The 14,004-nt window shown below is 69.0% G+C and carries 10 protein-coding genes; 6 read left to right on the top strand and 4 right to left on the bottom strand.

The genetic code is table 11. The annotated features are described in order from the left end of the window. Positions 1–32 precede the first annotated feature (32 nt). The gene (locus HNO51_RS10735) at positions 33–695 is read right to left on the bottom strand and encodes an HAD-IA family hydrolase (RefSeq protein WP_197447359.1); all 663 of its coding nucleotides are present in this window, start codon (positions 693–695) and stop codon (positions 33–35) included. Further along, positions 692–1,411 (bottom strand): bifunctional 2-polyprenyl-6-hydroxyphenol methylase/3-demethylubiquinol 3-O-methyltransferase UbiG, encoded by a 720-nt coding sequence (gene ubiG / locus HNO51_RS10730; RefSeq protein WP_209537420.1) that lies wholly within the window; start codon positions 1,409–1,411, stop codon positions 692–694. Before ubiG ends, HNO51_RS10735 begins: the two co-directional genes overlap by 4 nt. 163 nt (positions 1,412–1,574) lie before the next feature. On the opposite strand from ubiG, the gene galU reads away from it, so the two are divergent. From galU to msrA, 6 genes are all read left to right on the top strand, one after another. Beyond that, positions 1,575–2,465, top strand: coding sequence for a UTP--glucose-1-phosphate uridylyltransferase GalU (galU, locus tag HNO51_RS10725; RefSeq protein ID WP_197447357.1), 891 nt, complete (start codon positions 1,575–1,577; stop codon positions 2,463–2,465). A 5-nt stretch (positions 2,466–2,470) separates the two neighbouring features. Then, positions 2,471–3,790, top strand: a complete 1,320-nt coding sequence (locus HNO51_RS10720; RefSeq protein WP_197447356.1) for a UDP-glucose/GDP-mannose dehydrogenase family protein — start codon at positions 2,471–2,473, stop codon at positions 3,788–3,790. A gap of 78 nt (positions 3,791–3,868) precedes the next feature. Then, complete coding sequence (locus HNO51_RS10715; protein ID WP_209537419.1) at positions 3,869–4,786, top strand: coiled-coil domain-containing protein; 918 nt, start codon at positions 3,869–3,871, stop codon at positions 4,784–4,786. A 53-nt stretch (positions 4,787–4,839) separates the two neighbouring features. After that, complete coding sequence (gene tamA, locus HNO51_RS10710; protein ID WP_422674236.1) at positions 4,840–6,723, top strand: autotransporter assembly complex protein TamA; 1,884 nt, start codon at positions 4,840–4,842, stop codon at positions 6,721–6,723. A gap of 1 nt (position 6,724) precedes the next feature. Further along, positions 6,725–10,963 carry an autotransporter assembly complex protein TamB gene (tamB, locus tag HNO51_RS21150; protein ID WP_209537418.1) on the top strand — a complete coding sequence of 1,413 codons (4,239 nt, stop codon included), beginning with the start codon at positions 6,725–6,727 and terminating at the stop codon, positions 10,961–10,963. Positions 10,964–11,024: 61 nt separating this feature from the next. Beyond that, complete coding sequence (gene msrA / locus HNO51_RS10700; RefSeq protein WP_197447353.1) at positions 11,025–11,639, top strand: peptide-methionine (S)-S-oxide reductase MsrA; 615 nt, start codon at positions 11,025–11,027, stop codon at positions 11,637–11,639. Here the strand turns inward: msrA and HNO51_RS10695 are convergent. Together HNO51_RS10695 and pepQ are read right to left on the bottom strand one after the other, a co-directional pair. Beyond that, positions 11,620–12,660 (bottom strand): hydrolase, encoded by a 1,041-nt coding sequence (locus tag HNO51_RS10695; RefSeq protein ID WP_209537417.1) that lies wholly within the window; start codon positions 12,658–12,660, stop codon positions 11,620–11,622. The two genes, msrA and HNO51_RS10695, sit on opposite strands and share 20 nt — an antisense overlap. Positions 12,661–12,663: 3 nt before the next feature. Next, entirely contained in the window at positions 12,664–13,974 is a 1,311-nt protein-coding gene (pepQ, locus tag HNO51_RS10690) for a Xaa-Pro dipeptidase (protein ID WP_197447351.1), read from the bottom strand. Positions 13,975–14,004 lie beyond the last annotated feature (30 nt).

Below are 14,004 nucleotides of genomic sequence, written 5' to 3'. Positions count from 1 at the left end.
GCAAATGGCTGCGCGGGACTGCCTGGGGCGTCTCAGGCAGGCTCCAGCAGGGCTTCGACCAGTTTCTCGCAGGTCTCGAACCAGCAGTCGGCCGGCCACTCCCGGTAGTCGTCTCCCTCCTCGATGTAGCCGTAGCCGACGGCCACCGCGACCATGCCGGCGGCGCGGGCCGCCTGCATGTCGCGCAGGTGATCGCCGATGTACCAGCACTGCGAGGCCGGTACGCCCAGCTGTTCGGCGGCGGCCCATAGCGGTTCCGGCGCCGGCTTGCGCTGCGGCAGGTCATCGGCACACAGCAGCGCGCCCGGTGCCAGACCCAGCGCCTCGACGAGCGGCGCCGCATAGGCGCGGGGCTTGTTGGTAACGATGCCCCAGGGGCGGCTCCCCGCTTCCCAGCTGGCCAGCAGCCGGTCGAGGTGGGGGAACAGGCAGCTCTCTTCCGCCACGGCCTGGCCATAGGCGTCGAGCAGGAACTGACGCGCCGCGTCGTGGTCCTGGTGCGCCGGCTCGATCCCCAGCGCCAGGGTGACCAGGGCACTGCCACCGTTCGACACCTGGGCGCGAATCAGCGGGTAGGGCAGCGGCGCGAGGCCATGGTGGGCGCGCAGGGCATTGGTGGCGCGGGCCAGGTCCGGGGCCGTGTCGACCAGCGTGCCGTCGAGGTCGAACAGCAGGGCATGGGGCGAAGCTGTCATGCCGGCTCCCGGCGGCAGTGCATCAGGTAGTTGACCGAGACGTCCCGCGGCGAGAGGCGATAGCGGCGCGTCAGCGGGTTGTAGACCAGTCCGCTCTGCTCGCGAACGGCAAGCCCGTGTTCGCGACACCAGCCGGCCAGCTCGGAAGGGCGGATGAACTTGCGATACTCATGGGTACCGCGGGGCAGCATCTGCAGCAGGTACTCGGCGCCGACGATGGCCAGGGCATAGGCCTTGGGGTTGCGGTTGATGGTCGAGAAGAACAGGTGGCCGCCGGGCTTGACCAGGGTGGCACAGGCCTGGATCACCGAGCCGGGGTCGGGCACGTGCTCGAGCATCTCCATGCAGGTGATCACGTCGAACTTGCCCGGGTGCTCGGCGGCCATGGCCTCGGCGCTGGCCTGGCGATACGCGACCTCGACGCCGCTCTCCCGGGCATGCAGGCGTGCCACGCCAAGCGGCGCCTCGCCCATGTCGATGCCGGTGACCCGCGCGCCGCGGTGCGCCATGGCCTCGGCCAGAATGCCGCCGCCGCAGCCCACGTCGAGCACCTCGCGGCCGGCCAGGCCACAGCGGGCGTCAATGAAGTCCAGGCGCAGCGGATTGATGTCGTGCAGCGGCTTGAACTCGCTGTGCGGATCCCACCAGCGGCTGGCCAGGGCCTCGAACTTGGCGATCTCGCCCTGGTCGACATTGTGGTGGAGGGTAGCGCTCATGTGGTCTCTCCGTGTCAATTGGTCCGGCACCCTGGCAACATTCTTTACCTTCGGTATCATGCACATTGTACCCGTAGCTGCCCGGGCTTTCCCATGACGGAATCAAGGACCGGCCCGGGGAGTATCGTTCACGTCCATTCATCAACCGACAAGGAAGGCACCCATGATCCGCAAGGCCGTACTGCCCGTGGCCGGTTTCGGCACCCGCTGCCTGCCGGCTTCCAAGGCAATTCCCAAGGAGATGATCACGATCGTCGACCGTCCCGTGATCCAGTACGTGGTCAACGAGGCGGTGAAGGCCGGTATCCGTGACATCGTGCTGGTGACCCACGCCAGCAAGAGCGCCATCGAGAACCACTTCGACACTCACTACGAACTCGAGGCAACGCTCGAGGCCAAGAACAAGCAGGAGCTGCTCGACGAGCTGCGTGCCATCGTGCCCGCCGACGTCAACATCATCAGCGTGCGCCAGCACGAGCCGCTGGGGTTGGGGCATGCCGTGCTCTGCGCGCGCCCCGTCATCGGCGACGACGAGCCTTTCGCGGTGCTGCTGCCCGACGTGCTGGTCGACGACGAGGGACTCGAGCGCAACGACCTCGCCGGCATGCTCGAGGCCTTCGAGGCGACCGGGCGCTCGCAGCTGATGGTCGAGGAGGTGCCCTGGGAGAACGTGCACAAGTACGGCATCGTGAGTCCCCAAGGCGAGGCTCCGACTGCCGGCAATGCCTGTCCGCTGGCCGGCGTGGTCGAGAAGCCTGCTCGCGAGGAGGCGCCCTCCAACCTGGCGGTGATCGGTCGCTACGTGCTACCGGGCAGCATCTTTCCCCTGCTGGCCGAGACGCCCCCCGGCGCCGGCGACGAGATCCAGTTGACCGACGCCATCGAGACGCTGCGTCAGCGCGACGGTGTCGATGCCTGGCGCATGCGCGGCAAGACCTACGACTGCGGGCATCAGCTCGGCTATCTCGAGGCCACGCTGGTCTATGGCCGCCGTCACCCGCGCTTCGGCGAAGGCTTCCGCGAGCTGCTGGCCCGCTATAGCCAGGCGAGGTGAGCGTCATGCGCATCGAGATACATGGCAGTGAGCTGGCGGCGGCGACAGCCGCCGCCGCACTCTCCTGGGTCGGCCATCAGGTGCGTTGGGTGCCGCACGAGAGCATGCGTTGGCCATCGCTCAGCAAGGCCGACTGGCTGCGCCGGGAGCCGGACCTGCTCGACCGCCTCGAGGAGGGGCTGGAGCAGGGGACCCTGCACCTGGCCAACGGGGAGGGTGGAACCGACACCTCGCCGCAAGGTGTCGACATCCTCTGGCTCGCGCTGTCGCCTGAGCAGCGCGAGGAAGCCGGTGACCTGGTCGCCCGGGTCGCCTCGCGCGAACCGGGCCCGCTGACCCTGGTCAACAACTCGACCTTTCCCGTCGGCGAGACCGAGCGGCTGGAGGCGCGCCTGGAGAGCGGCGCGCGGCGCGCGGTGGCCCTGGTCGACATGATCGAGGAGGGGCGGGCGTGGGCCAGCTTCACCCGTCCGGGCCGCTGGCTGCTGGGCTGCGACGACGAGCAGGCCGAGACCCAGGTGCGCGAACTGCTGCGTGCCTTCAATCGTCGCCGCGACGTGATCCAGTTGATGCCGCGCCGGGCTGCCGAACTGACCAAGCTGGCGACGATCGGCATGCTGGCCACGCGGATCAGCTACATGAATGAGATCGCGGGGCTCGCCGACAGCCTGGGGGTCGACGTGGAATACGTACGCCAAGGCATGGGGGCGGATTCGCGAATCGGCTACGAGTACCTCTATCCCGGCTGCGGCTTCGGCGGACCGCATTTCTCGCGCGACCTGATGCGCCTGGCCGACGTGCAGGAGGCCAGCGGGCGTCACTCGGCGCTGCTCGAGCAGGTGCTGGACATCAACGAGCAGAAGAAGGAGACGCTCTTCCGCAAGCTCTGGACCCACTTCCAGGGCCAGCTCGAGGGGCGCACCCTGGCGATCTGGGGGGCCGCCTTCAAGCCGGGCTCGGCGCGCATCGATCACGCCCCGGTGCTCACGCTGCTCGAAGCGCTCTGGGCCCAGGGCGTGCGGGTGCGACTGCACGATCCGGCGGCGACCCCGGCATTGCACGCCGCCGTGGGCGACCATCCGTTGCTGTCGCTGTTCGACGGCGACCCCTATGCCGCCTGCGAGGGTGCCGATGCACTGATGCTGGTCACCGAATGGAAGCACTACTGGAACCCGGACTGGCCGCGCCTGGCCGAGCTGCTGCGCGAGCGTCTGCTGCTCGATGGCCGCAATATCTACGACCCCAACCACGTGGCCAGCTGGGGACTGACCTACCGGGGCATCGGTCGCCGCGCGGATGCGCGAGAGCGGCCGGCGACGCGTTGAGGCAGCAGTGTGCGCGCAGGTGCTTGACCTGCTTACAATGGACAGGCGCCTGCCGCATCTGCCCACAAGGAGCTTGACATGCCCGAAGCGCGTCCCTCCGAGCGACGTCCCATCGTGCCCGATCCGGATTCCAGCCTGACAAGGCCGCGCCGTCCTTCCCAACCGCAACCACGCCTGTGGCCACTGAAGTTCGCCGTACTGCTGCTTCTGGCCCTGCTGCTCGTGGCGATATGGCTGGGTTGGCAGGAGCGCGAACGGTTGAATGCCCAGCTGCAGCAAGTTTCCGCCGAGATGTCCAACGTCCATGCCCGCTTCGATGCGGAAGAGGGGCGCGGCGATCGTCTGGAGAACATCGAGTCGCGTCTCTCCTCCACCGAGGAGCATGCCGAGTCGATCGTGGCACGCATGGCGGGGCTGGAGGTCGAGGTCCAGCAGGTCAGCGAAGGGGACGCCTCTCGGTTCGAGGCGCTCGACGAACGTGTCGATGACGTGTCGGCCAGGCTCGGGCGGCTGGCCGAGGAGGCCGAGGATCGTAATGCCCTGCTGGTGGCGGTACGCGCCTCCCTCGACTCGCTGGAAAGTGCCGGCGAGGAGGGGCGCAACGCCTTGGCCGCCAGGGTCGAGGCGCTGGCCGAGGCCAGCGAGCGCCACGGCCAGCGCCTTGACGAATTGCGCTCTCAGCAGGAGGAGCTGGCGGAAAGCCAGCAGGGCGTGAGAGCATCGTTCGATGAGCGGTTCGACAGCACGGATCAGCAAGTCCGGCAGCTCGTCGAACAGGAGCTTGCCGCGCTGGAGGAAAGCTTCGCGACACGGGAAGCGGCCCTGCAGGAGCGCCTCGACGAGCTGTCCGGCGAGCTCGAGGCGGTTGCCGAGCGCGGCGATGCCGCCCAGGACATCGAGACCCTGAGGGGGCGCTTGACCTCGATGGAGGCCGAGCTCCGTGAGCTGCGTCAGGAGCAGCTGTCACTCAGCGCAGGACTGGAAGCCCTGCGGTAATCTGCCTGGCCCAGGTGCGGGCCGGGCGAGAGTCAAGTCGGGAAGCCGTGAATATGGGAAGAGGCGTGATCTCACGCATGGGGGCGGCGGCCCTGTGTCTCGGCATGGTGCATGGAGCGCTGGCACTCGAGGCACGTATCGACGGACTGGAAGGCGACGTTGCCGACAACGTTCGTTACTATCTCGACGATCTGGATGCTGCGCAGTATGACCGCCGTCGTCTGGAAGGCGAGGCGGTACGCCGCACGCGCGAGGCCATGCGCGTCTATGGCTACTACGAGCCGCGGGTGCGCCCACGGCTCGATGAACAGGATCCCCCGCGCTACGTCAGCCTCGCCATCGACCCCGGCCCCCGGGTGGTGATCGAGGTTCTCGACGTTCGCCTCGAAGGCGAGGCTGCCGGGGACGAGCCGTTCGACGACACCTTGGGCGCCTTCCCGCTGAAAGAGGGGGACCCTTTGGTGCATGCGCCCTGGGATCGCATGCGCAGCCGGCTGGCCAATCTCGCGCTCGAGCGCGGCTACTTCGACTGGTCCTTCACCGACCGGCGCATGGAGGTGCGGCCCTTCGACCAGAGTGCCAGGCTCTATCTCACCCTCGACAGCGGGCAGCGCTACGCCTTCGGCGACATCGCCATTCGCGGCAGCCACATCGTCGAGGAGCGTTTGCGCAACCTGGCACCCTTCGAGCCCGGCGAGCCCTATCGGGCCAGTCAGGTGGCGCTCTATGCCCAGCGCCTGGGGCAGACCAACTGGTTCAGCTCGGTCAGTGTGCGACCCCGGCTCGATGCCCGTCGTGAGCTGGCCCTGGCGCCGCCGACCCTGGGCTGGTGGAACGTGGTGGAAACCGAGGGCGACGCCGCGCTGCCGCAGGCGCCGTCGTCGCGTACGGCCATGACCGCAGGCCCCCGGCTCTCCGCCTTGGCGCTGGACGCCGCCGCGCGGCTCAATGCCCCCGAGCGCCCCAGCATGCCAATCGACGTGGCGCTGGATCCCGCCGATCGCCACCAGTTCGAGACCGGCATCGGCTACGCCACCGATGTCGGGCCGCGGCTGCAGTTCGGCTGGAACCAGCCGTGGATCAACCGCTATGGTCACAGCCTCGAGCACGACGTCTTTCTCTCGCAGCCGGAACAGCAGCTGAGCGGCACCTACCTGATGCCGCTCGACGACCCCCTGCGCGATCAGTACCGCTTCCAGTACGGCTTGCGCCACCGCGACAACGAGGATACGCGATCCAACGAGGCGACCGTCGAGCTGGCTCGCCGCTGGGAGTTCGACAACCGCTGGGTGCAGACCCTGTTCGCGCGCGCTACCTACGAGGACTTCACCCAGGGCGGGGAGGACGAGAGCGTCTTCATCTACTACCCGGGGGTGAGCTGGTCGCGCGTGCGGACCCGTGATCCTCGCTTCCCCACCTGGGGCGATCGCCAACGCGTCACTTTCGAGTATTCCGACACGTCCTGGGGGTCGGGTGCCGACTTCCTGCGCATGACGGGCAATACCGAGTGGATACGCATGCTGGGGGACGATCTGCGCTTCGTCACTCGTCTCGCCCTGGGCGCCATCGAGACCAGCGACTTCTCCAAGGTCCCTCCCTCGCTGCGTTTCTTCACCGGTGGCGATCGTTCGGTTCGCGGCTACGGCTACGAGACCCTGGCGCCCCGCAACGAAGAGGGCCTGCTGCGCGGCGGCCAGCAGATGCTGGCCGGCAGCGTCGAGATCCAGCGCCGCGTCACCGGCAACTGGTGGGGGGCGGCCTTCGTCGACAGCGGGGATGCCTTCGACGACTGGTGGCCGCAGGCCCTCAATACCGGGGCCGGCCTCGGCGTACGCTGGATTTCCCCCGTGGGGCCGGTGCGCTTCGACATCGCCCATCCCTTCGATGACGAGGAGAACTCGTGGCGCCTGCACTTCGCCATCGGCCCGGAATTCTAAGATGCGGTCATTGATTCTTGCCATTCTGAAACTGCTGATTGTGCTGCCTGTGCTGGCGACCGGGGTCGTGTTTCTCGTGATCGGCCTGGCGCTGTCGCCGTGGGGCACCGGTCTGCTGCTCGAGGAGGGCGCCGAGCGCGGTTATTACCAACTGGAGCGGGTCGAAGGGGCGCCGCTGGACCGCCTGGTGCTGCATGGCTTCCGACTCGAGGCCGGCCCCGCCGAGATCGCCGCCGAGCGGCTCGAGCTCGCCTGGGCGGACGATTGCCTGCTGCGTGGCCGGCTGTGCATCGAGCGCCTGGCCATGCAGGGAGGGCACGTAAGGCTGCATGAGACCGGGGCTGGCGAGCCGGGAGAACCGGAACGACAGGTCGAGGCGAGCGACCCCATCCAGTTGCCGCTGCCCCTGGAGGTCCGGGAGTTGACACTGCAGGACACCCGGGTCGAGCTGGCGGACGGCACCCGGATCGAGCTCGAGCGGCTAGCGACGGCAGCCCAGGCGGAGAACAGCCAGCTGCACCTGGCGGCCTCCCGCGCCGATGGCCTGCGTGTCGAACTGCTGCAGTCATCGGAGCCGACGCCGGAAGCGGGCCAAGGGGCGCCTCCGGTCCCGGCAGAGGAACCGTTCGTGGATGAGGCCTCCGGGGCTGCCGTCGTGCCGTTCCGCTTCCCGCTCGATATCGTGGCGCCGCAACTCGACGTGGAGGATGTCGAGCTGCGACTTGCCGACGGGACGCGTATCGGATGGGATCGCCTGCATACCGGCGTCGAGGCGGAGGACGAGCGGCTCACCCTGTTGCCGACGCGACTCGTTGCGCTGCGGGTCGCGATGCCTCCGGCGGCCACCGCGCTGGCCCTGGAGGCGGCGGGAGACGCCGCGGTGCTGGACGAGCGGGCGCTGGCGGCAGCCGAGGCCGTGCAGGCGCCGGCCAGCGCTGACGAAGCGGCGTCGCTACCCCTTGACCAGCGCGAACGCATCGCGCTGCCCGATATCACCCTGCCGGTGACCGTGTCGGCACCGCGCGTGCATGTCGATGGCATCGAGGTGAGCGGGCCCGTGGACTACGACTTGCGGTTCCTGACGCTCGCCTTCGAGGCGAGTGGCCAGGAAGTGGAGATTGCGGCGTTGAAGGTTGCCAGCCTCGATGCCGACGCCCGCCTGACCGCCCGGGTCATGCTGCGTGACGACTATCCGCTCGAGGCACGACTCGAGGCCGCCTTGTGGGTGCCCGAAACGATGCCCGAGCTGGCCGGCCAGCGCCTCGAACTGACGCTGGACGGCAACCTGGGCGAGTTGAGCGCACGGCTGACCGCGCGCGGCCCGGTGGACGCCGAGCTGACCGCCAGCGCCGATGTGCTGGACCCCCGCGTGCCGTTCGATGCCGCGCTGCAGAGCGAGTTCCTGCAGTGGCCGCTGCCGATGGCCGCCGCTCAGGCCGACGGCACGGAAGTCGCCGAGCCGTTCGTGGTGGAGGACCTGACGCTGAAAGCGTCGGGCAGCCTGGAGAATTACACCGCCGCGCTGTCGATGCGCCTGGAAGGCCCCGACATTCCCCTGACCCGGGTCGCCCTGTCGGGAAGCGGCGATTTCGAGCACTTCGCCTGGACGCCGCTGTCGCTGGCACTCGGCGATGCCTCGGTGGTCAGCCGCGGGCGGATCGAGTGGCAGGAGGGCTTGAGCGTCGATGCCACCGCTCGCCTCGACAATGTCGATCCTGGGCTGTTCACCGAAGCGATGGAGGGGCGCCTGAGCGGCAACGTCGACGCGACCTTCCGCCAGACCCCGGCGGGGTGGCAACTGAGTGTGCCGCGCCTCGCCATCGACGGCGTGCTGCAGGAGCTGCCGCTGTCGCTGCGGGCACGCCTGGCAGGCGACAGCGACATGCAATGGCAGGTGCATGAGTTCGACTTCCGCCAGGGTGACAATCGCATCACGGCGGAAGGCGCCATCTCCGAGCAGCGCATGGATCTTGGCGGGGACATCTCGCTCACCGAGCTCGGCAGCCTGCACGATGAGCTCAGCGGCAGCGTGACCGGGCGCTTCCGCACTGCGGGTACGTCGGGGCGGCCGCGGTTGAACCTCGATCTGCAGGGCAACCGGCTGGCCTTCGCTGACAACCGCGTCGAGGCGCTGGCACTGTCGGGCAGTGTGGAGGGGCTCGACGACCCCGAACTCGACCTGGCGCTGGACCTCCAGCGCCTTGATGCCGGAGGCCAGCGCTTCAGTGACGTGAGTCTCGACCTGAGCGGTCGCCTGTCGTCACATCGGGCAAACCTGACGGCGCTTGCCGGGCGCGACATGCCGCTCTCGCGGGCAGAGCTGAGCCTCGAGGGTGGGCTCTCCACCGAGCGACAGCGCTATACGGGGCGTATCGAACCGCTTGAGGTCGATAGCGATTACGGTGACATGCGTCTCGATTCGCCGGTCGAGTTCGAAGCCGACCTCGCCAACGGGCGGGCCCAGGTGCAGCCCTTCTGCCTGCGTCGCGAGCAGGGGGGGCGGGTCTGCCTGGACGAGACGCTGCAGGCCGGCGCCGACCAGGGACAGGTTGTGCTGTCGATGCGCGGCCTGCCCATGGACCTGCTCGCCGAGTGGTTGCCGGAGGAGTGGCGCGCGAGCGGCGAGACCGACCTGCGGCTCCAGGCAGGTTGGCGCCAGGGCGGCAACCGCTGGAACGTCGAGGCGGAGCTGGACAGCGCGCTGGACCTGGAGGGAGTCGACATCTACGGCCAGCCCTGGTCGATGCCCGATACGCGACTCAACGTGACGCTGGATGCCGATCAGGCGCGTACGGCACTCAATCTTGACCTGACCCTGGGCGATGCCGGGCGGCTCGATCTGGATATCGGTCTCGACGACCCGCTGGGGGCCGCCGAGCTGAGCGGCACCCTGGTGCTGGACGGGCTCAATCTGTCGCGTTATCGCACCCTGGTGCAAGGGCTCGACACGCTGGAGGGTGTCGTCAGCGGTCGGGTCGGGATATCGGGGACCCGCGACAACCCGAGCCTGGACGGGGCGCTCGAACTCACCGGACTGCAGGCCTCGGGTCTCGACGTGCCGCTGATCGTCGAGGATGGCCGCATACGCGTCGAGTTCGCCGGCGACAGCGCGCGATTGATGGGTTACGTCGCCAGCGACGAGGGGCGCCTGGTCATCGACGGCAACGCCAACTGGCCCTCTCTCGACGAGTGGCGCATCGCCGTGGACCTGGACGGCACCCGCCGCCCGCTGCTGGTGAGCCTGCCCCAGTTCGGGCGCCTGCGCATCGCCCCGGAGATCGCCGTGCGTATCGATCCCCGGCGACTGCGCGTGCGCGGCGATGTGCAGGTGCCCTGGGCGAGGCTGGAGATCGGCGAAGCGCCACCGGCGGCCGTCAGCCCCAGCCCGGACGAGATCATCATCACCCGGCGCGACGAGGCGCGGGCCCGGCAGCGCGAGGACCTGCCGGCCACCGCGGGCGACGACGAAGCGGCCGCCGTGGCCCTGCGCGAGGCCGGCATGGTGCTGGATGTGCGCCTCGAGCTGCATCTCGGGCCGGACATGCAGCTCGCCGCGTCGGGACTCGAGACCGGGCTGGCCGGCACCCTGCAGGTGCGTCAGCAGGACGGCCCGGTGCAGCTGTTCGGCGAGGTCAACCTGGTCGATGGCCGCTTCCGCGCCTTCGGCCAGGATCTGCTGATCCGCCAGGGCCAGCTGCTGTTCAGCGGCCCGCCGGACCAGCCGCTGCTCGACTTCGAGGCCATTCGCAATCCAGACATCACCGAGGACGGCGTCATCGCTGGCCTGCGAGTGACCGGCTTCGCTGCCGAACCGACCCTGACGATCTTCTCCGAACCGGCCATGGACGAGGCTCGCGCGCTCTCCTACCTGCTGCGCGGGCGTGCACCGCGGGACGGCGACGCCGATGGCGCGCTGACCTCCGCGCTGGTTGGCCTCACCCTGGGGCGTACCGGCGGCGCCGTGGGGGCGATCGGCCAGGCCTTCGGCATCGACGACCTGGCGCTGGAGACCACCGGGGTCGGCGACGAAAGCCAGGTGGTGGTGAGCGGCTACCTGACAGAGGATCTGCGCGTCAGCTATGGTGTCGGTATCTTCTCGCCGATCGCTGAACTGACGCTGCGCTACACCCTGTGGCGTAACCTCTACGTGCAGGCCGTCTCGGGTGCCGCCCAGGCCGTGGACCTGGTCTACATCTTCACCCGGCCGGGCAAGCCGCCCCGGATCGACGAAGCGCCATGATCGGCTGCCCCGGGGCGGGCGTCACGGGGCGTCAACGGGATCCGTTAACAGGAGAATCGCCATGACCGTCGAGCCTTCCCATGCCCTGCCGGGGCGCGACACCCCGATGCGCGTCTCGGGCGTGCATGCCGTCAACGGTCGCTCGATGCTGCCGCCGTTCCCCGCGGGACACGCGACAATCGTCTTCGGCCTCGGCTGCTTCTGGGGCGCCGAGCGCCTGTTCTGGCAGTTGCCCGGCGTCTACGTCACGGCGGTGGGCTATGCCGGGGGCGTGACGCCCAACCCCACCTACGAGGAGACCTGCACCGGGCGCACCGGTCACGCCGAAGTGGTCAGGGTGGTCTTCGACCCGCAGGAGGTGGATGTCGAGACGTTGCTCAGGGTGTTCTGGGAGGCCCATGACCCCACTCAGGGCATGCGGCAGGGCAACGATGTGGGCAGCCAGTATCGCTCGGTGATCCACACCACCAGCGATGCCCAGCTTGCGGCCGCGCAGCACAGCCGCGACGCCTACCAGTACTCGCTGGCCCAGGCCGGGCGTGGCCGCATCACCACGGAGATCGCGCCGCTCGACGTCTTCTACCTGGCCGAGGAGTACCACCAGCAGTACCTGCACAAGAACCCGGGGGGGTACTGCGGCCTGCAGGGAACCGGGGTCAGTTGTCCGATCGGCTGAGGTGGTGATCCATCGCCGATTGGCAGGACGCGCCGGTGTCTGCCCAGCAGGCGAGTTCATGGGCCAGGCGCCGGGCCAGCCAGGGCTGCAGGCGCCGTTCGCGCCACTCCATGAAGCCGACATGGCCGCCGTGGCGGGTGATCTCCAGGCGCACTGCATCGGCCGGATCGGGCAGTCGCTCGAACAGGCCGGCGGGCATGAACGGATCGTCGTCGGCGTGCAGGATCAGGGTGGGCAGCTCGACTTCGCCGAGCAGGCGCCCGGCGGAGGCGCGGCGGTAATAGTCGGCGGCATCGCTAAAGCCATGCAGCGGCGCGGTGACGGCGTCGTCGTAGCCGCGCAGGCTGTCGATGCGTGCCAGCGCACGGCTATCCAATGCCAGGGGCAGCTCGCCGCGTGCGAGACGTGGCGCGACCTTGCGCTTGAGGGCGTTCAGCAGGTGGCGTTCGTAGAGGCGGGAAAACCCCCGGTGCAGTCTCTCGGCGCTGGCGGCGAGGTCGAGCGGTGCGCTGACCACGATCGCACCGGCCAGGTCGAGACCGCCGCCGCCCTGTTCGGCGACGAGCTTGAGCAGCATGTTGCCTCCCAGCGAGACCCCCGCGGCCACCTTCAGCGCCTTGGGGTAGCGCCGCGACAATTCACCGATCAGCCAGTAGGCGTCGGCGGTGTCGCCGCTGTGGTAGGCGCGCGGCAGCCGGTTGGGTCGGCTGCCGCAGCCGCGAAAGTGCATCAGCAGAGCCCGCCAGCCCATGCGGCTGGCCGTGGCCAGCAGCCAACGGGCATAGGGTGACTGGAACGAGCCCTCGAGCCCATGGAACAGCACGAAGAGCGGCGCGCCGGAGTCGGCAGGGGCCGGGAGGATCCAGTCGAGCTCCACGAAATCGCCGTCGGGCAGTTCGAGGACCTCGCTGTTGCGTGCGAGGTGGGGCCGAGGCAGGCATCGAGGCAGCAGCGTCTGCACGTGCGGGTTGGCCAACCCGCGCGGGGGAACGAAGCCGGTCTGCTGCCACCGTTCAGGCATGGGTCACTCGATGTCTGCGGTCAGGTTCCTGGCTGAGTTGGCCGTGACAACCACGTTATCCTCGATCCGAATGCCGCCATGGGGGGCGAGGCGCTCGATCGAAGCCCGGTTGAGGTGCCGCCCAGCAGGCCCCGACGTGAGCGGCTCGAGCAGCATGGGGATAACGTACAGCCCCGGTTCTATGGTGACCGCCATTCCCGCTTCCAGTTCCCGTGTCAGGCGCAGCGCCGGGTGCTGGGCGGGCGGAGGCAGCGCCGTGCCGTCGCTGGCCCGGCGGCCGGCCACGTCGTGGACCTGGATGCCGAGCAGGTGGCCGAGTCCATGCGGGCAGAAGGCACGGGTGATGCCGCTTTCGACGGCCGTCTCCGCAGAGCCGGTGACCAGCCCGCTGGCGACCAGCAGCTCGCCGAGCAGGCAATGCATCCGTTCGTGCAGTTCGACGAAGTCAACGCCGGGCGCGACCGCTTCGACGAGGCGCTGCTTGATATCGTGCATCCCCGCGACCAGGTCGCCGAAGAGCGGTTCGGCATCTGCCCCGGCCCAGGTGCGGGTGATGTCGGCGCAGTAGCCGCGATGGCGGTGACCGGCATCCACCAGCAGGCTGTATCGCTCACGTGGCGCCTGCGTGTCGTAGTGCTGATAGTGCAGCACCGCGGCATGGGCGCCGCTGCCGACGATGTTGCCGTAGGGGAGCTCGCTTTCACGCTGACGCGAGGCCTGGAGATAGGCCAGGTGGACGTCGAGTTCGCTGCCGCCGGCCAGGAAGGCCTCCCGCGCGGCGCGGTGCCCGAGCCCGGCCATGCGATTGGCCTCGCCCAGGCAGGCGACCTCGTAATCGGACTTGCGTACACGGCCTTCATCCAGCGCGGTGAGCAGGGCGGCTGGGTTGAGTTCCGCACCAAGCGCGGCGGATGTGGCGGCGGAGACATCGCCGACCACGGCAAGGCGACCGCCGGCGGCAATGGGGGGCGCCTCGTCGTAGCGTCCAGGAATCACTTCGAGCCTTTCGGTCCAGGCCTCGTCGGGGAGCTGCGCCGGCAGATGCCAGAAATCGTCGGGGGCATGCAGGTAACAGACGGGCCGTCGTCCCGGGCGGATCAGCAGCCAGCTATGGGCCAGGCCGGCCTGGCCGGTCCAGTGCTGAAAATGGCCATAGCTGCAGAAGCTGGCGTACTGGTCGTCGCCGAAGTGCAGGGCAGGGCGGCCGCTGTAGATCAGCACGCCATCGTAGCCCAAGGCCGCCAGGGTCTCGACGTAATGGCGTTCCAGGGCCTGGAGATGTTGCTGCTGAAGCGTGGCGAGTGGATCGGCCATGGCGTTTCCCTGGGGTGTCGTCGCTCGCAG

It is taken from the genome of Billgrantia sulfidoxydans (assembly GCF_017868775.1).
Lineage (GTDB): Bacteria > Pseudomonadota > Gammaproteobacteria > Pseudomonadales > Halomonadaceae > Halomonas > Halomonas sulfidoxydans.
This window is presented reverse-complemented; position numbering and strand designations above follow the sequence as displayed.

What these genes read in the sequence shown, in the direction of transcription:
- HNO51_RS10735 (WP_197447359.1), bottom strand. Translation starts at nt 695, where the DNA reads ATGACAGCTTCGCCCCATGCCCTGCTGTTCGACCTCGACGGCACGCTG.
- tamB (WP_209537418.1), top strand. Translation starts at nt 6,725, where the DNA reads ATGCGGTCATTGATTCTTGCCATTCTGAAACTGCTGATTGTGCTGCCT.
- ubiG (WP_209537420.1), bottom strand. Translation starts at nt 1,411, where the DNA reads ATGAGCGCTACCCTCCACCACAATGTCGACCAGGGCGAGATCGCCAAG.
- galU (WP_197447357.1), top strand. Translation starts at nt 1,575, where the DNA reads ATGATCCGCAAGGCCGTACTGCCCGTGGCCGGTTTCGGCACCCGCTGC.
- HNO51_RS10715 (WP_209537419.1), top strand. Translation starts at nt 3,869, where the DNA reads ATGCCCGAAGCGCGTCCCTCCGAGCGACGTCCCATCGTGCCCGATCCG.
- pepQ (WP_197447351.1), bottom strand. Translation starts at nt 13,974, where the DNA reads ATGGCCGATCCACTCGCCACGCTTCAGCAGCAACATCTCCAGGCCCTG.
- msrA (WP_197447353.1), top strand. Translation starts at nt 11,025, where the DNA reads ATGACCGTCGAGCCTTCCCATGCCCTGCCGGGGCGCGACACCCCGATG.
- HNO51_RS10720 (WP_197447356.1), top strand. Translation starts at nt 2,471, where the DNA reads ATGCGCATCGAGATACATGGCAGTGAGCTGGCGGCGGCGACAGCCGCC.
- tamA (WP_422674236.1), top strand. Translation starts at nt 4,840, where the DNA reads ATGGGAAGAGGCGTGATCTCACGCATGGGGGCGGCGGCCCTGTGTCTC.
- HNO51_RS10695 (WP_209537417.1), bottom strand. Translation starts at nt 12,660, where the DNA reads ATGCCTGAACGGTGGCAGCAGACCGGCTTCGTTCCCCCGCGCGGGTTG.